General features: G+C 66.1%; 19 protein-coding genes. 10 read left to right on the top strand and 9 right to left on the bottom strand.

All coding sequences use genetic code 11. The annotated features are described in order from the left end of the window. Positions 1-33 precede the first annotated feature (33 nt). From VJ897_RS10635 to VJ897_RS10625, 3 genes are all read left to right on the top strand, one after another. Positions 34-378, top strand: coding sequence for a hypothetical protein (locus tag VJ897_RS10635; RefSeq protein WP_324055606.1), 345 nt, complete (start codon positions 34-36; stop codon positions 376-378). Positions 379-518: 140 nt separating this feature from the next. Continuing rightward, complete coding sequence (locus tag VJ897_RS10630; protein WP_324055604.1) at positions 519-779, top strand: hypothetical protein; 261 nt, start codon at positions 519-521, stop codon at positions 777-779. Positions 780-791: 12 nt separating this feature from the next. Continuing rightward, on the top strand, positions 792-1,466 hold the full coding sequence (locus VJ897_RS10625) for a DUF1523 family protein (RefSeq protein ID WP_324055603.1): 675 nt from the start codon (positions 792-794) through the stop codon (positions 1,464-1,466). Between the two features lie 136 nt (positions 1,467-1,602). Here the strand turns inward: VJ897_RS10625 and VJ897_RS10620 are convergent, their stop codons facing one another. The 9 genes from VJ897_RS10620 to VJ897_RS10580 form a co-directional block, all read right to left on the bottom strand. Next, a complete protein-coding gene (locus VJ897_RS10620; RefSeq protein WP_324055601.1) occupies positions 1,603-3,927 on the bottom strand; it encodes an aldehyde dehydrogenase family protein in 2,325 nt (774 codons plus the stop codon). A gap of 231 nt (positions 3,928-4,158) precedes the next feature. Beyond that, positions 4,159-5,082 (bottom strand): deoxyribose-phosphate aldolase, encoded by a 924-nt coding sequence (gene deoC / locus VJ897_RS10615; RefSeq protein ID WP_324055696.1) that lies wholly within the window; start codon positions 5,080-5,082, stop codon positions 4,159-4,161. A 141-nt stretch (positions 5,083-5,223) separates the two neighbouring features. Continuing rightward, on the bottom strand, positions 5,224-6,075 hold the full coding sequence (locus VJ897_RS10610) for a helix-turn-helix transcriptional regulator (RefSeq protein WP_324055600.1): 852 nt from the start codon (positions 6,073-6,075) through the stop codon (positions 5,224-5,226). 52 nt (positions 6,076-6,127) lie between these two features. After that, positions 6,128-7,057 (bottom strand): NAD-dependent epimerase/dehydratase family protein, encoded by a 930-nt coding sequence (locus VJ897_RS10605; RefSeq protein WP_324055599.1) that lies wholly within the window; start codon positions 7,055-7,057, stop codon positions 6,128-6,130. Positions 7,058-7,156: 99 nt separating this feature from the next. After that, positions 7,157-7,936: a GntR family transcriptional regulator gene (locus tag VJ897_RS10600; protein ID WP_324055598.1), complete on the bottom strand. Its 780-nt coding sequence runs from the start codon at positions 7,934-7,936 to the stop codon at positions 7,157-7,159. A 72-nt stretch (positions 7,937-8,008) separates the two neighbouring features. Beyond that, on the bottom strand, positions 8,009-8,794 hold the full coding sequence (gene nagB, locus VJ897_RS10595) for a glucosamine-6-phosphate deaminase (RefSeq protein WP_324055597.1): 786 nt from the start codon (positions 8,792-8,794) through the stop codon (positions 8,009-8,011). Positions 8,795-8,798: 4 nt separating this feature from the next. After that, positions 8,799-9,917, bottom strand: a complete 1,119-nt coding sequence (locus VJ897_RS10590; RefSeq protein ID WP_324055596.1) for an N-acetylglucosamine-6-phosphate deacetylase — start codon at positions 9,915-9,917, stop codon at positions 8,799-8,801. Next, complete coding sequence (locus VJ897_RS10585; protein ID WP_324055595.1) at positions 9,914-10,624, bottom strand: GntR family transcriptional regulator; 711 nt, start codon at positions 10,622-10,624, stop codon at positions 9,914-9,916. The genes VJ897_RS10590 and VJ897_RS10585 overlap by 4 nt, the downstream gene beginning before the upstream one ends. Then, the gene (locus tag VJ897_RS10580; protein WP_324055594.1) at positions 10,621-11,520 is read right to left on the bottom strand and encodes a glucosamine kinase nucleotide-binding domain-containing protein; all 900 of its coding nucleotides are present in this window, start codon (positions 11,518-11,520) and stop codon (positions 10,621-10,623) included. Before VJ897_RS10580 ends, VJ897_RS10585 begins: the two co-directional genes overlap by 4 nt. 283 nt (positions 11,521-11,803) lie before the next feature. Here VJ897_RS10580 and VJ897_RS10575 point away from each other — a divergent pair, with 283 nt between their 5' ends. The 7 genes from VJ897_RS10575 (at position 11,804) to VJ897_RS10545 (ending at position 18,230) form a co-directional block, all read left to right on the top strand. Then, a complete protein-coding gene (locus VJ897_RS10575) occupies positions 11,804-13,063 on the top strand; it encodes an ABC transporter substrate-binding protein (protein ID WP_324055593.1) in 1,260 nt (419 codons plus the stop codon). A 111-nt stretch (positions 13,064-13,174) separates the two neighbouring features. Then, positions 13,175-14,119: a carbohydrate ABC transporter permease gene (locus VJ897_RS10570; RefSeq protein WP_324055695.1), complete on the top strand. Its 945-nt coding sequence runs from the start codon at positions 13,175-13,177 to the stop codon at positions 14,117-14,119. Positions 14,120-14,128: 9 nt separating this feature from the next. Continuing rightward, positions 14,129-15,001 carry a carbohydrate ABC transporter permease gene (locus VJ897_RS10565; protein WP_324055592.1) on the top strand — a complete coding sequence of 291 codons (873 nt, stop codon included), beginning with the start codon at positions 14,129-14,131 and terminating at the stop codon, positions 14,999-15,001. Positions 15,002-15,028: 27 nt separating this feature from the next. Further along, positions 15,029-16,123, top strand: a complete 1,095-nt coding sequence (locus tag VJ897_RS10560; protein ID WP_324055591.1) for an ABC transporter ATP-binding protein — start codon at positions 15,029-15,031, stop codon at positions 16,121-16,123. 16 nt (positions 16,124-16,139) lie between these two features. After that, positions 16,140-17,057 carry an N-acetylmuramic acid 6-phosphate etherase gene (murQ, locus tag VJ897_RS10555; protein ID WP_324055590.1) on the top strand — a complete coding sequence of 306 codons (918 nt, stop codon included), beginning with the start codon at positions 16,140-16,142 and terminating at the stop codon, positions 17,055-17,057. Between the two features lie 243 nt (positions 17,058-17,300). Continuing rightward, entirely contained in the window at positions 17,301-17,795 is a 495-nt protein-coding gene (locus VJ897_RS10550) for a bacterioferritin (RefSeq protein ID WP_324055589.1), read from the top strand. A 147-nt stretch (positions 17,796-17,942) separates the two neighbouring features. After that, on the top strand, positions 17,943-18,230 hold the full coding sequence (locus tag VJ897_RS10545) for a sll1863 family stress response protein (protein ID WP_324055587.1): 288 nt from the start codon (positions 17,943-17,945) through the stop codon (positions 18,228-18,230). Positions 18,231-18,425 lie beyond the last annotated feature (195 nt).

The following is an 18,425-nucleotide window of genomic DNA, read 5'->3' as shown; positions in this document are numbered from 1 at the left end:
GTGCAGCGTGGCCGGGCTTGAAAGGGGATCGGTTTGACGGGCGGTGTCGGTCTCGACCTGATCGTGCCGGCGCTTGCGCTGGCGGCCATGGGCTGGTCCGTGCCCCGGCTGTTGTTCCACGTCTTTCCAGAGGGGGTGAAGCCGCTGATCCTTCTCGGCGTGTGTTCGGCCCTGGTCATGCTGGTGCTGGGGGTCGGCTTCTTCACGGTGCTTTACCTGGCGCAGGGCATCGACTGGGCAGCCCTGATGCGCGACGGCTGGATGGCCTTCCTCGGGCACTTCCTGAAGCTGGGGGCGATTTCGGCGCTGCTCTGGGGGCCGGTGATGCTGCTGGCGGTGGCCAGCCTGCCGAAGCGGTGGACGGACAAGGAATGGTAGGCCGGCGGACCCGGGAATGCGCCCGGATATGTGAATGGCCCTCATGGCGGGCTTTCCCCGGTTTCGATATGCTGTAAACAAGGCGGGTCGGCGGCAGGGCGGGCCCGTCCGGTACCCGCGGGTCGAGGAGGTGTTGAGAGATGAACTTTGTTCGGCTGCTCGTTTTCGGGTTCCTCTTCCTTAGCGTGGTCTATCTCTGCGTATCGCTCTATTCGCGGTCGGTTCGGCGCGAGAAGCTGGAGGCCGAATGGGAGGAGACCCGCCCCGAGGGCATTCACCGCGACGCCTTTGTCAAGGAGGGCATGAAAGAGTACGAGGCCAGCCTGAGACGACGACTGATTCTGCTGGTCTACGTCATTCCGCTGGTCCTCGTCGGTGCCATCATCTATTTCGTGAATTGAAAAGAGCCCGCCATGCGCAATATTCGCCGAGCGTTCCGCATCACGATATTACTCATCCTCGCCCTCTGGCTGCACTACGTGTTGCCGCAGCGCGATATCGCGCGGGTGACCTCGACCGAGGTCGTGCGCACCGATTTCTCGGGGCTCAACCGGATCTTCTTCGCGCAGACGGATACGGGGAACGTGGAGTCCGTCGCGCGCGATCTCAGGTTCATCAATGCCGAGCGCAAGCGGCCCTACTTGTTCAGCCTCGTCCGGGGCGGCAACCAGACCATGGTCTACCGCAACGAGGACACTGGCTGGATCTATCCGCCCTATTTCAAGTTCGACAGCGCCGACCTGCAGGCCGAGGCGGGGGCCGTGATCTCGACCGAGCCGCCGCATGACTGGGTGGTGATCACCCACTACGGATGGCGCATCCGCTGGCTTTCGATCTACCCCAACGCGGTGTCGATCCGGCCCGCCCCCAGCGAGGATTTCCGTCCGATCCCCTGGTCCAACATCGTGATATACGTGCTGATGCTGGCGGGGGTCGTGTTCGTGCGTGCCATGTGGCGGCAGTTCCGTGAACGCACGCTGGACCCGTTTGCCGACAGGGCCGAGGATCGGATCGACCACGTCCAGGCGGACCTGGCCGAGCGGCGCGGGCGTCTGCGGCGCTGGTGGGACGGCCTGCGCGGCAAGTGACCTGGCGGGCTGCGCCACTGGCGCAGGCATGTATGTCTCGCCGCCGCCTTTGGCGGCGCCTCGTGGATGGGGGTTCTGCCCCCGTCCGCGCCCTGCGCGGACTCCCCCGCGGTATTTCGAACCCAATGAAGCGTGACTACTCGCCGTAGGGAATCCAGATGGTCTTGACCTCGGTCGATTGCGCCAGCCAGGTCGCGGTGGGCCAGTCGCGGGTCCGTGAGTTGTTGACCCAAGTGCGTTTGAGGGTGGCAGCCGAGGCATGCTCGATCTCGGCGGACAGATCGCTCGAGGAGAAGGACCAGACCGCATCCAGCCCCGCATGGGCGGCCATGTGCGGGGCCAGCTCTGCATGATCGCCTGTCAGGATGTTCACCACGCCGGCGGGAAGATCCGAGGTTTCCAGCACCTGGTAGAAATCGGTCGCGGCCAGTGGGTAGGGGGCCGAGGCGACCGCTGTGACCCGGTTGCCGAGGGCGATGGCCGGGGCCACGGGTTCGATCAGTCCCATCAGCGGCCGTGCGTCGTCGCATAGCACACCGATATTGCCCAACGGTTCGTTCATGGCCAGCGCAGTGCCGCGCATGGGCACGGGCTTTGCGCGGTGGTCGTGCTTGTCCGCCCAGGCGGCCCATCTGAACAGGGTGCGGATCGCCTGAACCACCTCCTTGTCGCCCGAACGCCCGCCGGTCAGGTGGTTGATGCGAGCGGCGAATTCGTCTTCGCGGGCCGAGAGGTTCTCGGCGATGTAGTAAAGTATCTGCGCGCGGAGGTGGCCGGTGGTCCTGGACCATCCCCTGGCGGCATTCATGGCCTCGACCGCGTTGCGGATATCCTTGCGGTTGGCCAGCGAGGCATGGCCCAGCAGCTTGCCCGTGCGGGTATGGACGGGCCGCGAATAGCCGCCATCGGGGCGGGCCTGCTTGCCGCCGACATACAGCTTGGCGGTGCGGTCAAGGGGCGGGATCGGGTCGCCGTCATCGGTGGTGTAGGGCGCGATCTCGCGCAGGGGCCTGGATGACCCCTTGGGACGGGTATAGGCCATCAACCCTTCCCAGCCGCCTTCGCGGCCAAAGCCGCTTTCGCGCACCCCGCCGAAGCCGGCGGCGGCGTCGAAGAGGTTGGTGGCGTTGATCCAGACGACCCCGGCAGCCAGTTTCGGCGCGATGTCGAGGGCGAGGTTGAGATTTTCTGTCCACAGAGAGGCGGCAAGCCCGTAACGGGTGTTATTGGCCAGTTCCACCGCCTCGGTCGGGGTCCGGAAGGTGGTCGAGACGAGGACGGGTCCGAAGATCTCTTCCTGCATCAGCCGGTCTGCCGGCGACAGGCCGGTGATCAGCGTGGGCGGGTAATAGCAGCCCTGCGTGGGCAGGGGGCCGGGGGCGCGGTGGATGTCGCCGTTAGAACCTTCGACCATGTCGGTGATGGTTCGCAACTGCACCGGGTCGACAAGGGCGCCCACGTCGATGGCCTTGTCCAGCGGGTCGCCGACGCGCAGCTTGTCCATTCGGGCGCGCAGCTTGTCGTAGAAGCGCGGCGCGATGCCTTCCTGCACCAGAAGGCGCGACCCGGCGCAGCAGACCTCGCCCTGGTTGAACCAGATGGCGTCGACAAGCCCCTCGATGGCGCTGTCGATATCGGCGTCCTCGAAGACGATGTAGGGGGACTTGCCGCCCAGTTCGAGCGTCAGGGCCTTGCCCGACCCGGCGGTGGCCTCGCGGATGCGGCGACCCACGGTGGTGGAGCCGGTGAAGGCGATCTTGTCCACCTTTGCCGCGGTGAGCATTTCGCCCACGGCGCCATCGCCGGTGACGATGTTGACCACGCCCTTTGGCAGGCCCGCCTGACGGCAAATATCGGCGAAGAGAAGCGCGGTCAGCGAGGTATATTCGGCCGGTTTCAAGACAGTCGTGTTGCCCATGGCCAGAGCCGGGGCGATCTTCCAGGCCAACATCAGCAGCGGAAAGTTCCAGGGCACGACCTGGCCGCAGACCCCGACCGGTTCCTGGTCGGGCAGTTCCTCTTCCATCAACTCGGCCATGCCCGCGTGGTAGTAGAAATGCCGCGCGGCCAATGGAATGTCGATATCACGGCTTTCCCGGATGGGTTTGCCGTTATCCAGGGTCTCGAGTACCGCGAAAAGGCGGGCGTGTTTTTGCAGTAGCCGCGCGATGGCATAGAGGGCACGGGCACGCTTGTGGCCGTCCTTCGCCCATTTGGCCTGCGCCTTGCGGGCGGCGGCGACGGCGGCGTCCACGTCCGCCTGCGTGGCCTGCGTGACATGGGCCAGCACGTTGCCTGTGGCGGGGTTCTTCGCCTCGAAGGTTTCGCCCGGGTCGGTGAATTTCCCGTCGATGAAACAGCCGAACCGGTCGCCCATATCCACGAGCCATTCCAGCGCGGGAGCGGCGGATTCCGGGGCGGGGCCGTAGTCCATGGTTTCAAAGATGTCTTTGACTGTCATTTGAGCGCCCAGCTTCTAGGGTTCTTAATTAGCTTTCCACTATCCTTAAGGCGCTGAGCGGCCCAGCGCATGTCGTATTGCCAAGTATAGAGCAGGTCGCCTGATTGCTTGAGCTCAGACTCGTGATTGGACCATATGTGCTCAGCAACTCTTACAAGTGGCGCTTCACCCCCGAGGTCGCGCAAGGCGGTAACAACCCATTTCTCTAGATCTGTTTTTTGAGCCATCTTTCTACCCCATCGCATGTCGCCAGCCCACCGAATAGGCTCCGGTCAGGTGGTGTTCCAGCTGCCGTTCGATATCGCCCAGCAGGGATGAGGCGCCGAAGCGGAAGAGGTCCGGTTGCAGCCAGCGAACCCCAAGTTCGTCCTTGATCAGCGCCAGGTAGGTCAGCGCATCCTTGGCCTTGGAAATGCCGCCCGCAGGCTTGTAGCCGACCTTGAAGCCGGTGCGCGCCTCGTAGTCGCGGATCGCGCGGATCATGGTCAGCGTGACGGGCAGGGTGGCATTGACGCCTTCCTTGCCGGTCGAGGTCTTGATGAAATCCGCGCCCGCCATCATGCAGACCAGCGAGGCGCGGGCGACGTTGCGCAGCGTGCCCAGCTCGCCGGTGGCAAGAATGGCTTTCACATGTGCCTCGCCGCAGGCCGCGCGCATCTCGCGCATCTCGTCGTAAAGAGCTTGCCAGTTGCCTTGCAGAACATGGCGGCGGGTGATGACGATGTCGATCTCCTCGGCCCCGGCGGCGACACTTTCGCCGATCTCGGCGATGCGTAACCGATAGGGGGACAGGCCCGCCGGAAAGCCGGTGGACACGGCCGCGACGGGAATGCCAGAGCCGTGCAGGGCCTCCACTGCCGGTTCGACCATGTCGTGATAGACGCAGACCGCGCCTGTGGTCAGGCCCTGCATTCCCAGTGCGTCGATCATATCGGCGCGCATGGGCTGGCGGGCCTTGGCGCAGAGGCGGCGCACGCGCCCCTCGGTGTCGTCACCGGCCAAGGTGGTCAGGTCGATCAGCGAAATCGCCTTGCACAGCCAGGCTGCCTGGTAATCCTTTTTCAGGCTGCGGCGGCCCGGCAGGGTCGCGGCGCGGCGTTCGATGGCGCTGGTATTTGCCTGCACGGCGCGTACCCAGGACAGGTCCAGCTCCATTCCCGCGTTGCGGGGTTCATGGATCTGCGGCAGCTGCGCGCTGTCGCTCGTCACGTGGCTGTCGGTGGTCTGCAAAGGGATCTCCCATCGGTGGTCAAAGCCTGTCACGGGGGGCGGAACGTGGCAAGATGTGGCGCGGCGTCAGGGCTGGATCAACTGTTGGCGTCGGGCACGCCGGAATCGCTGCGGTGTCTGGCCATGGGCGGCAAGGAACAGCTTGTGAAAATGCGACAGGTTGGGAACCCCGCAATCGGCGGCGATCTCGGCCAGGCTGTCCTCGCTGCCCAGAAGGCGGGTGGCGGCATGGGCCATGCGCCGGGCGTTGACGTAATCCGACGGGGTCTGGCCGAGGTGGCGCCGCATCGTCCGGGCCACATGTGGGTGGGCGCGGCCCGCGGCGCGGACCAGCCCGGCCGCCCCCTGGCGAAAGATCTCCGGCTCCTGCGCGGCGCGGCAGGCGCGGTGCAGCCAGGCGGGCGCCTCGGGCGGGATGCCCGCGGGGGGCTGCGCCAGATCAGCCAGCAGCGGCAGCAGGAAGGCCTCCAGCGCCAGAGCGCCGCGCGGCGCGCGTTCCAGGCGCAGCGCGGCGTGGTTCACCTCGACCATGCGGCGCAGGTCCAGATGATGCCGGGACGGTTCGGGTGTCAGGGACCAGAACCCTGTGCCGGTCAGGGCCGGGTGGCGCGCACCCAGCGCGTTGATCGCGCTGTCGCGGATCGAAAGTGACACGACCATGGAGGCCTCGCCCCGGCCTTGCAGGCCATGGGCATCGCCGGGGCGCAGGAAGAGCATGTCACCCTCGACCAGGTCCTCGCGCCGGTCGGGCAGGTGGTGGCGCACCTGCCCGTTCTGCACCCAGAGCAGTTCGTGAAAGGCATGTCCGTGCAGGTGACGCGGCCGGCGCGGCGTCAGTTCCGCCCGCACCAAGTGGTGCGTTGCCCCGGGGGCGAGCCCCTCGGGAAAGGCCAGGACATGGGCGCGCGCCTCGGTCATGTGGGGATTATGCCATGCTTCGGGGCCGGGCGCAGCAGCGGATCGCGCGGCCTCAGTCACCCATCTTGCGCGACAGGAACCGGGGCAGCTTGTCGGCGTTCGAACCCTCGGCCGGCGCCGCCCCGGCCCCGGGCGACGTGTCCGCGCCGCCAGCGGCGGCACTCATGGCCTTGATCCCGGCGATGCCGGATTCGCCCAGCGGCACTGCCGCGAAGGGCCCGCCCAGCCGGGTGAAGCCCATGTCGTCGGGCGCCGGGCGCGGGGCGCCGGCCTGCAACGCCCCGGCCCAGTCCTCGGCATTGTCTTGAGGTCGGAAGCCCAGGAACGCGGCGCGGTCGTTGTTGACCGGCGCGCGCGTGTTGGCGGAAATCCCGTAGACGGTGGCGAAGCCCGTCACCGGCGCCTCCACGGCGCGAAGGACAAGCTGGCGCAGGTCGTCGTAGCTCAGCCAGGTCTGCAATGCGCGCAGGTTCTGCGGCTCGGAGGTGCACGAGAAGATGCGCAGGCACACGGCCTCCATCCCGCGCTTTTCCCAGTACATGCGGCCCAGGTCCTCGGCAAAGCACTTGGCAAGCCCGTAGAACGTGTCGGGCCGGTGCGGGGCGTCCAGTCCGATCCCGGCCATTGTTTCATGCATCCCCACGGCATGAACGGACGAGGCATAGACGATCCTCCGGGCACCGTGCTGCCAGGCAGCCTCCCAGACGTTGTAGGACGATATGTAATTCGGGCCCAGAAGCTCCTCGAAGGGGCGTTCATCGACGATGGCGGCGAAATGGACGACCATGTCGGCCCCCTCGACCAGGGGCCCGAAGGCGGCCATGTCGGACACGTCAACCTGCTCGAATCGCTCATTGGGCAGAAGCGTGTCGGGCGAAGGTTGGATGTCGACCGACAGCAGTTCCTCGGCCTGACCGGCCAGGGTTTCGCGGATCTGCATGCCAAGAGCGCCGCAGGCCCCGGTGAGAACGATCTTCTTCATGTCGGCCCTTTCCGTGATGGTCCCGCCGAGGCTGGGGCGCGGCGCGGACAAGGTCAAGTGGCGGGGGCGGGCGCGGCGGGTTCCGGCCGCTGGCCCGGCTCAGTCCCGGTCCGGGCGCAGTTCCGAGACGAAATCGTAGAAATCCGATCGGTAAAGGCCGCGCGTGAATTCCACCGGGCGGCCGCTGTCGAGGTAGCCGGTGCGGTCGATCCTCAGGATCGCGGTATTCTCGGGCAGGCAGAGCAACTCGGCATCCGGTCCAGTCACGTTCACGGCAGTCACCCGCTGGATGGCCCGGCCAGGGGCCTGTCCGCGGCGGCGCAACACCTCGTAGAGCGATATTTCCACCGCTTCGGGGTCGGGCAATACATCGGCGGGCAGCGAGGACCGTTCGATTGCCATGGGCGTTCCATCGGCGCTGCGCAGACGTTCCACCCGCGCGACCTGGCGCGCGGGCGACAGTCCAAGCGCCATCATCTCGTCGGGGCTGGGGGCATGAAGACCCCTGTTGAGCAACCGGCTGGTCGACACGCGCCCGCGGGCCTTCATGTTCTCGGTAAAGGAGATGAGGGTCGAAAGGGATTGCTCGGTCCGCGGTGCGGTGCCTGTCACGAAGCTGCCCGCCCCCCGGCGCTGCGCGATCAGGCCTGAGCGGACAAGTTCGGCCACGGCCCGGCGCACGGTGACGCGGCTAACATCGGCCAGGTCGGCCAGATCGCGCTCGGCCGGCAGTTTCTGGCCCTCTCGCAGGGTGCCGCCATTGATGGCATCGGCGATGTGGCGCGACAATTGCAGATAGCGCGGCCCCGCTCCGGGCTCATGCCAGGCGGCGGCTGCAAAGAGGGTATCGGCACTGGCGCTCACGTCGGACCTGTCCATTGCTATGGTGGGATAATAGCAAACCCCACCGGGTCAAGCTCTTTCGCGCCGGCGAGCGGCCCCGGCGGCCGGTCACAGGTGGCTGCGGTAGGCGTTCCATTTCTCTTCGTTGGCGCAGACGAACCGGTAATAGGCGATATCCTCGAGTGCCGCCGCCGCTTCGTCGTCCAGGATCACCTTGCAGGCCGGGTGCAGCTGTATCGCCGAGGCGCTGACGCGCGATGTCAGAGGCCCCTCGACAGCGCGGGCTATGACCTGTGCCTTGGCGGCGCCGCAGGCCAGCAGGATCAGCTCGCGGCTGTCGAGGATCGTGCCAACGCCCATTGTCAGGGCGCGCTTGGGAACGCGCGCCGCGTCGCCGCCGAACATGCCGGCGTTCTGGTCGCGGGTGGTCGGGGTCAGGATCTTGTCGCGCGTGCGCGAGCGGAAGGCCGAAAGCGGCTCGTTGAAGCCGATATGGCCCGCGGCGCCTATTCCCAGCAGTTGCAGGTCGATACCTCCGGCGGCGGCGATCCGCGCCTCGTAATCCCGGGCCGCCTGGCCAAGGTCCGTCGCCATGCCGTCGGGCAGGTGGGTGCGGGCACTGTCAATATCGACCCGGTCAAAGAGATGATCGGCCATGTAGGACGCATAGCTCTGCGGGTCCTCCGGTGGCAGTCCGACATATTCGTCCAGGTTGAAGGTGGTGCAGCGGTCAAAGCGCGCGCCGCCCGTTGCCAGGTGGTCATAGACCTCTTCCATCGTGCGCCCGGTGGCAAGGCCGAGCACCATGTCGGGCGTTGCCTCCAGCCGCGCGCCGATCAGTTTGGCGGTCAGCGCCACGGCATCGGCGCGGCTCTTGCAGGGCAGGACTTCCATCAGGTTACCTCGGGGGACAGGGGGTGCCGCCGATCGACACGTCGGTGAGTGCGAGGCCGGCGTCGAATTGCAGGACATCCGCGTGGGCGCCGGGGGCCAGACGACCGATGTCGGCCCGGCCGAGCCAGTCGGCGGGCAGGGTTGAAAGCCGCCGCGCCGCCTCGGCCAGCGGCAGGCCGAGGCCAACGAGATTGCGCAGCGCGACATCCATGGTCAGAGCCGATCCGGCCAGCGTTCCATCGGCCAGCCGCATGGCCCCGCGGGCCTTGATCACCGCATGGGCGCCCAGCCGGTAGGGGCCGTCGGGCATCCCCGCGCCCGCGGTCGCGTCGGTCACGCCGTAGAGGTTCGGGATCGCTCGTCGGGCGGCCAGGATGGCGCCGGGTTCCACATGGATCAGGTCAGGGATGATCTCGGCATTGGCGGCATGGGCCAGCGCGGCCCCGGCCAGCCCGTTGTCGCGGTGGGACAGGGGGCTCATGGCATTGAACATGTGGGTCACGCCGCAGCCGCGCGCCAGGGCGCCCCGCGCCGTGGCATAGTCACATAGCGAATGGCCCATTTGGGCGCGGATGTCCAAGCTGCGCATGGCGTCCTCCAGCGCTTGATCTGGGTCCATCTCGGGGGCGAAGGTCATTGCGAGGACCGGTGCGATTGCGGCCCAGGCGCGCAGTTGGTCCGGATCCGGCGGGGTGGCATGGGGCGGCTGGGCGCCGAGCTTTTCGGGATTGATGAAGGGGCCTTCCAGGTGCGCGCCCAGGATGCGGGCGCCCGTCGGGGCGGGCCGTTCCATACAGGCGGCGACGGCCTCGAGAAAGGCTGTAAGGTCGGCCTTCGGCGCGGTCACGGATGTGGGCAGCATCGAGGTCGTCCCATGGCGGGCATGCAGCAAGGCGGCCCCACGGATTGCCGTGTCGCCCGTCATCATGTCGTGGCCGCCGCCGCCATGAACGTGCAGGTCCACGAAGCCGGGCAGGATGTAGGGCGCGGTCGGGGTCTCGACCGCCTGCCCCTCGATGGCGGTGATCCGGTCGCCGCAATGCAATGTGCCCTTTATCCAGCCTGTTTCGGTCAGGATGCAGCCTGTCAGGCTGCGCGGCGGTGTGGCATCTTTCGGGGTCATGAAAGCTCCGTCACGAAGTCCCAGCGGTCGCCGCGAAAGGTCGACCGCGTCAGTTCGACCGCGCGATCGGCGGCGGTATAGCCGATGCGCGTGATCAGCAGGCCCGGGGCGCCGGGGGCCACGTCCAGCAGGTCAGCCATGCCGGGGTCGATGGCGACGGCGGTCAGCCGCTGTACGGCACGAACCGGGCGCATCCCGCACGTCGCCATGGTTTCATACAGAGAGTCCGAGATCAGCCGGGGGTTCGCCAGCGCCTCTGAAAGCACGGTCGTTGCCTCCACGGCGAGGGGCTGGCCGTCGGCGGACCGCAGCCGGGTCATCCGCGTGACGGGCGCGTTCGGCCCGAGACCGAGCGCGATGACCTCTTCCGGGGTAGCGCGGCCCCGGCCGCTGGAGATGACGCGCGAATGCCCGGTCATGCCGCGCGCGGCCAGGTCCTCGGAAAAGCTGGTCAGCACCGAAAGCGGCTGTGAGAAACGCCGGGAAACGAAGGTGCCGGCGCCGCGCCGCTGCTCGACCAGGCCGCGCTCGCCCAGGTGCTTGATCGCGCGCCGCACGGTCACTCGGCTGACCCCGTGCATTTCGGCCAGGCTGCGTTCGGGCGGCAGGGCTGTGCCGGGGGCAAGCTCGCCATCCTCGATCCGGCGCATGAGCCCTTCGGCCAGCAGCTTGTAGCGGGCCTGTCTGGGCAGCGTGATGTCGGTCATGGGCCGGACCCCGTGGGCAGGCCCTTTTCGGTGCGCCAATTGTTGGCCGCCATGATCCGCAGTCCGTCGAGGGCGTTGCCGCGCGCGGGCACGACCCGGGCCCGCAGGTCGGCCGCAAGGCGTGGCGTCATGACGTTTGACAGGCCGCCCAGCACGGCGAGGGGCTGACCCGAATCGATGGCGCGCACGGCGCAGGACAGCTCTGTCCCGGCGGTCTCCAGCAGGTTCCGTGCGACCGCGTCGCCGGCCTCCGCCGCTTCGATGACGCGCGGTGCCAGGGAGGCGAAGCGCGTGGCGTCGGCCTGCGCCAGCCAGACCTGGATCGTGTTGAAGTCGCTCCCCACCTCCTCGCGCAGCGCGTCAAACAGGGCGCTGCCCATGGGGTGACGTCCGTCCAGGTGGCGGGCCAGCAGGGCCACGGCCCGGTTGCCGAGCCAGCCGCCGCTGCCTTCGTCCCCGATCTTGTAGCCCCAGGCGCTCGAAGAGGCGACAGCGCCCTGCGCGGATAGGGCATATGCGGCAACGCCGGTGCCGACTGCCAGAACGATGCCGGGGCGCCCGTCGTGGGCCCCCACGAGCGCCGCGAAGCCGTCGGTCACGATGGATATCTCGGACGCGCCGACCGGGTTGGCTGCACGGAATTCGGCTTGTCTGTGTGGCGATCGCCCCCCGGCAAAGCCACACCACAAGCGCGCGCCCTCAATCGGCATGCCGGTTTTGTCCGACAGCTCGGCGAGGCCGCTGGCAACGCTGCGCCAAGCCGACTCGACGCCGTAGGTCAGGTTCGAGGGACCGGCACTGGCCTCGGCCAGAACGCCCCCGTCATCGGCCAGGGCGCGCAGGCGCGAACCTGTACCGCCGCCGTCGATCACGACAAGGGGGACATGGGATACCATCGGCCGCGCGCCTTTCCTGCACTGGCGGGTTCGATCCAAGCGTAGCCAATGGAATACCCAATGACAATACCAAAATGTCGTTTGGTATTATATATTGCAAATTGGTCTTGCTATTGGAGTTAATGTTCGAGAATGTCGGGGAAGGAACGATTCGCCGCCCTCCACGCTGTTCCTGGCGGCGGGGCGGCCCGGTCGCTCTTGATTGCCTTGGTGTGCACCTGGCGCATGCCAACGAGGCGTCACGGGGTACAAAGACGCCAGGCCACAACAAAGGGAGTGCGAGATGACGCGCATCATGAAGACCACCACGGCCACCCTGGCGCTATGCGTTGCCGGGGCCGCGGCCTTGGCGCAAGAGGCCACGCTCACCATCGAAAGCTGGCGGTCCGAGGACCAGGCGATCTGGGACGATGTCCTGATCCCCGCCTTCGAGGCCCAGCACCCGGAAATCGATGTCCAGTTCACGCCGACCTCGCCCACGGAATACAACGCGGCGCTGAACGCGCGGCTCGACGGAGGTACTGGCGGAGATCTGATCACGTGCCGGCCCTTCGACGGATCGCTCGCGCTTTACCAGCGTGGTCAGCTGTCCGACATCTCGGACCTCGACGGGCTGGACAACTTCCCGGACTTCGCCAAGGCCGCCTGGCAGACCGACGACGGAAGCGCGACATTCTGCGTGCCCATGGCCTCGGTCATCCACGGTTTCATCTACAATGCCGAGGCTTTCGAGGAACTGGGCCTGGAAGAGCCGGAGACCGTCGAGGACTTCTTCGGCGTTCTTGACGCCATCCAGGAGGACGGCACGTACACGCCGTTGGCCATCGGCTCGGCCGATCAGTGGGAAGCGGCCACCATGGCCTATACCAACATCGGGCCGACCTACTGGAACGGCGAGGAAGGCCGCCAGGCCCTGCTCGACGGGTCAGCGGAGTTCACCGATCCGCAGTTCGTCAAGCCCTTCGAGGTGATGCAGCGCTGGAACGATTACATGGGCCGTGCCTATCAGGCGCAGGGCTATACCGACAGCCAGAACCTTTTCACTTTGGGCCGCGCGGCGATCTACCCGGCCGGCTCGTGGGAGATCGGCGGCTTCAACCAGCAGGCCTTCTTCGAGATGGGCGCCTTTCCACCGCCCGTCGAGGCCGCGGGTGATACCTGCTACATCTCGGACCATACCGACATCGGCATCGGAATGAACGCGGCAAGCGACGACCCCGAGGCCGCGCGCACCTTCCTTGAGTGGGTCGCGAGTGCCGAGTTCGCCGAGCTTTACACCAACCAGCTTCCAGGCTTCTTCTCGCTCTCGAACGCGCAGTTCGATGTCGAGGATCCACTGGCACAGGAGATGATCTCGTGGCGGCAGGAGTGCGAGAGCACGATCCGGGTTGCCCACCAGATCCTGTCGCGTGGCGAGCCCAACACATGGAACAACATGTGGGGTGTCAGCTCCAACGTGTTCAACGAGGCCTCGACCCCGCAAGAGGCCGCGCAGACCCTCCAGGCAGGTCTGGAGTCCTGGTACGAACCGCAGCAGGACTGATCCGTCCGCTCTGACAAGCCCGCCCCCACCAACCGTGGGGGCGGGCGCCCCAGCCGCGCCAAAGACGGAGGACCGGACGTGTCCGACCCAACGACAGACAAGCCCGAGGGCGTGCCGACCCGCCCCGCAGGCCGCCGCAAGCGCCGCCGGGCCGCGGGCGCGCATATCTTCGTCTTCCTGGCGCCTGCGCTGCTGATCTATACCGTCTTCTCGATCTACCCGCTGATCGAAAGCCTGCGCCTGAGCCTTTTCGACGGGCTGGAGGATGGCACCGCCGTCTGGGCGGGTCTCGACAACTACGCCACGCTGCTTTTCGATCCCAACTGGGCGACGCAGTTCTGGCGGGCGTTCTGGAATAACCTGGTCCTCTTCTTCATTCACATGGTGGTGCAGAATCCGCTCGGGCTGCTGCTCGCCGCTCTGCTCAGCCTCGCGCCGCGCTTCGGCTCGGCCTACCGCACGCTGATCTTCGTGCCCACGCTGCTGTCAGTGGTCATCGTCGGCTTCATCTGGGAGTTGATCCTCTCGCCGCTCTGGGGTGTGTCCGAGACGCTGCTGGGCACCATTGGCCTGGCCTGGCTCTACCAGCCCTGGCTGGGGCTTGAATCCAGCGCGCTGGCGACGGTGTCACTGATCTCGGTCTGGCAATACGTGGGCATCCCGATGATGTTGATCTACGCCGCGTTGCTGTCCATCCCGGACGAACTGATCGATGCCGCGCGGGTCGATGGACTGGGCGGCTGGTCGATCTTCTGGAAGGTCAAATTGCCGCTGATCCTGCCGACCCTCGGGATCGTCGCGATCCTGACCTACATCGGCAACTTCACGGTCAGTTTCGACCTGATCTACTCGATCCAGGGGTCGCTGGGCGCGCCCAACTTCTCGACGGATGTCATGGGCACCCTTCTGTTCCGGACCTTCTTCGGCCAACAGCTTCAGGTCGGGGATACCCACATGGGCGCGACGATCGCCAGCATGATGTTTTTCATCATTCTGGTGGGGGTCACGATCTACCTGGCGCTGGTCCAGCGCCGCTTGCAACGCTACGAGATGTAGGGGACCGAGATGACCGATACCGCATCCAGCAATCGCGCGCGGGCCAGCCGCGCCAAGGGTGTCTCGACACGGGTCGCCGTGCACGGGGTGCTGGCGGGCTATACCCTTATCGCGATCTTCCCGGTGGTTCTGGTGATCCTGAATTCCTTCAAGAACCGGCGCGGCATCTTCACCGACCCGCTGGGCCTGCCCGGCGAGGGAACCTTCAGCCTTGAAGGTTATGCAACGGTCCTGACGCAGGGTGATTTCGCGACTTATTTCTCGAACTCGTTGATCGTCACGGTCACCGCGTTGTTCCTGATCCTGCTGCTGGGCGCCATGGCTGCCCACGCGCTCGCCGAATACCGGTTCCGCTTCAATACACTGCTGGGCATCTACCTGATCCTGGGGATCATGGTGCCGATCCGGCTGGGCACCGTGGCCATCCTGGAGCTGATGGTGGACCTGAACCTGGTCAACACGCTGCTGGCCCTGATCCTGGTTTACACGGCCCAGGGGCTGCCGGTGGCCGTCTTCATCCTGACGGAATTCATGCGCACCCTGTCGCGCGACATCAAGGACTGCGCGCGTGTCGACGGGCTAAGCGAATACCGCATCTTCTTCGAGGTGGTCGTGCCGCTGATCCGGCCGGTTCTGGCAACGGTCGCGGTGTTTTCCATGATCCCGATCTGGAATGACCTATGGTTCCCGCTGATCCTCGCTTCGGGGGATGCCACCAAGACCGTGACCCTGGGCGTGCAGCAGTTCATCGGGCAATACACGGTGAACTGGAGCGCGGTGCTCGCCTCTCTCTCGATCGCCATCCTTCCCGTCCTGGGGCTTTACGCCCTGTTCTCGCGCCAGCTTATCGCCGGCATCACATCGGGCGCCGTCAAGGGCTGACCCCGCACCACCCGGAGGTTCGAAGAAGTGTCCGAACTCACGCTACAAGACGTCCGCAAGTCCTATGGCGAGGCCAAGGTGATCCACGGCGTCGACCTGCAAATCAAGGACGGTGAATTCGTCGTCTTCGTCGGCCCTTCAGGCTGTGGCAAGTCCACCCTGTTGCGCATGATCGCGGGGCTGGAATCCATCACCGGCGGTGATGTCGTCATCGGCGGCGAGCAGGTCAATGATATCGCCCCCGCCGACCGTGGCATCGCCATGGTGTTCCAGTCCTACGCGCTTTACCCGCACAAGGATGTCTACGGCAACATGGCCTTTGCCCTGCGCCACGCGGGCGAGGACAAGGCCGTGATCGAAGACCGGGTCCGCAAGGCCGCGGATATCCTGGGGCTTCAGGACTTGCTCAAACGTCGGCCCAAGGAGCTTTCGGGCGGCCAGCGCCAGCGCGTTGCCATCGGCCGCGCCATCGTGCGCGATCCGGAGATATTCCTGTTCGACGAGCCTCTGTCGAACCTCGACGCGGCGCTGCGCGTGCAGATGCGGGTGGAAATCCTGCGGCTTCATCAGCGGCTCGAGACCACGATGGTCTATGTCACACACGATCAGGTCGAGGCGATGACCCTGGCCGATCGCATCGTGGTGCTGCGCGACGGCCGGATCGAGCAGGTAGGTACGCCGCTGGAACTCTATCATCACCCCGAGAACCGCTTCGTCGCGGGCTTCATCGGGTCTCCTAGGATGAATTTCCTGGCGGCCGAGCGTAGCGGCGACGGCACCACGGTTACGACCCAAGGCAGCGCCCCCATAGAGGTTCCGGTCTCGCCCCGGGACACGCAGGGCCCCGTGACGCTGGGTATCCGGCCCGAGCATGTCGAGTTGGTCGCGCCAGGGGCGGGCGATCTGGACGCCCGTGTCCTTGTGGCCGAGCGCCTGGGCGGCGAGACGTTCCTGCATTTCGATCTGGGTGACGAGGGGGACTTCGTGGTCAAGACGGATGGCGGCGCCACCCACCAAAGCGGCGACACCGTGGGCCTGTCCTTTCCGCCCGAGGCGCTGCATCTCTTCGATGCCGAGGGCATGGCTTTCGCGCCGCGCGAACGGCACGCCCTGATCGGCTGACGCAAAGGACCATTCCATGCCCAGCAACACCGACGACCTTCGCGCCCTCGTCTCAGAAGGGCGCAACCCGAACAGCGCGGACCTGGATCGGCTGTCGTCGCGCCAGATCGTCGAGGTGATGAACACCGAGGATGCAGGGGTCGCGTCCGCGGTCGGGTCCGAACTGGACGCCATCGCGGCTGCCGTGGATCGCATTGTCGCGGCGTTCCGCGCCGGGGGACGGCTGATCTACATCGGCGCTGGCACCAGCGGGCGGCTGGGTGTGCTGGATGCCTCCGAGTGCCCGCCGACCTATTCCGTGCCGCCCGGCATGGTGATCGGCCTGATCGCGGGGGGGGATCACGCGATCCGTCATTCGGTCGAGGATGCCGAGGATGACCACGCGCAGGGCGCGGCGGATCTGGACGGGGTCCGGGTCGGTCCCGACGACGTGGTCGTGGGCATCGCGGTCAGCGGCAAGACCCCCTACGTTCTCGGCGCGCTGGACCGGGCGCGGGCGGTCGGGGCGGGCACCGTGGCGCTGTGCTGCAACCCCGGCGCCCCGGTCACCGAGATTGCCCAGATCGCCATCTGCCCGGTCGTCGGCCCCGAGGTCCTGACCGGCTCGACCCGGCTCAAGTCAGGCACGGCGCAGAAGATGGTGCTGAACATGCTGTCGACCGCCAGCATGGTGCGGATCGGCAAGAGCTATGGTAACCTGATGGTCGATGTCGCCATCTCGAACGACAAGCTGGCCCGACGCGCTGCGGGCATCGTTCAGGATGCCACCGGCTGCACCGCCAACGAGGCCGAAGCGGTGCTGGCTGCCAGCGGCGGCAAGGTGAAACTGGCGATCCTGATGCAGATCAGCGGTCGCGACGCCGAAACCGCGCAGGCGCACCTGGAATCTGCGCGCGGTGTTTTGCGCGACGCGCTGGCCGCCGGCGAACCCTAGCCTTCATGCCCCTTGAGGCGGACTTCGTCTGCGTCCGGTTTTCCCGGACGCCCCCGATTGCAGGTTGCAGGGTGTTCGGAGCGATGGGCTCGCGAGGCAGCGAGGCCGCCAGCCGGGGCCGACCGGCCCCCGGTCGATCGGAGCGCTGCGGGGGCAAAGCAGGGTAACACCGGCGCGAGGGGTTTAAATGCAGCAGAACATGCATAACTTCTAATATGACACGCGACCAAGCGAGGAGCGATCATGACGGACAAGAGCAAGAGCATAGAAAACCTGCAGACAGCACTGGCGATGGAGTTGACCGCCGTCAATCAGTATTTGCTGCACGCACACACCCTAGAGGATTGGGGGCTCGACAAGCTGGCAAGCCGCATGCGCGAGGAGATGCAAGAGGAACTCGGCCATGCCGGGCAGTTCATTGACCGCATCATGTTTCTTGGGGGCACGCCCGAGTTGAGCGCGACAAAGACACCCAAGATGGCAGAAGACCTGAAAAGCCTCTTCGAGGCTGACAAGACAGAGGAAAAAGGGGCCATCGAGTTCTACAGCAAGGCAGCGCAAGACGCGGCCGGGGCGAACGATATCGGAACCCGTTCCCTGTTCGAGACCATCGTGATGGACGAAGAGGGCCACTGGGACTGGCTCGACCGCCAGCTTGCGACTTTGAAGCGGATGGGCGAGCCGGCTTTCATGTCGATTTACATGAGCGGACAAAGCGCGGGTGGCCAAGACGCCTAGCGCCGCCCGAAGAGCTGTGCCGCGTCATCCAGGCAGCCGGATGCTGCCGGTGTGTGCCTTGACGGCAAAATCCTCTCTCGCACTGGTTGAACCGGCTGCATGACGCTTGACCACAGTGTCCGATCACACCGGATGAAAGGAGCAAACATGACCGAGAAAGAGCAATATATCGAAAAGGCAAAGGCAAAACTGGATCAGTGGAACGCCGAAATCGACAGGGTTCAGGCCAAGGCCAAAGCCGCCGAGGCGGACGCGAAAATCGAATACCAGAAGCAACTCGAAGAGATGCGCGTCAAGCGCGATGAAGCCGAAGCCAGGTTGAAAGAGCTTCGTGACGCCAGCGATGACGCCTGGACCGACATGAAGGCCGGGTTCGACAGGGCCTGGGACAGCCTTTCCAGCGCCTTCGACACTGCCATGGCCCGTTTCAAGTAGGACGCCATTCGCAGGGTTCCGTGAAAGGGTTCGGTGCCGCGCGGCGTGCAATCTGTTTGCACCAAGAGCCACGGCACAGGACTTGTCCGCCTTTGCCACCGACAGAACGGGGGCGCGCCTGACTGGGCCGCCCCTGTGTCGCCTAGGTGCTTCACAGCAAGATGAAGAATTCCACCTCGGGGCGCAGAATGATCT

The sequence above is a fragment of the Salibaculum sp. genome (assembly GCF_035270045.1).
Taxonomy (GTDB): Bacteria; Pseudomonadota; Alphaproteobacteria; order Rhodobacterales; family Rhodobacteraceae; genus Salibaculum.
The sequence above is the reverse complement of the archived record's forward strand: the minus strand, read 5'-3'. Positions and strand labels throughout refer to the sequence as shown.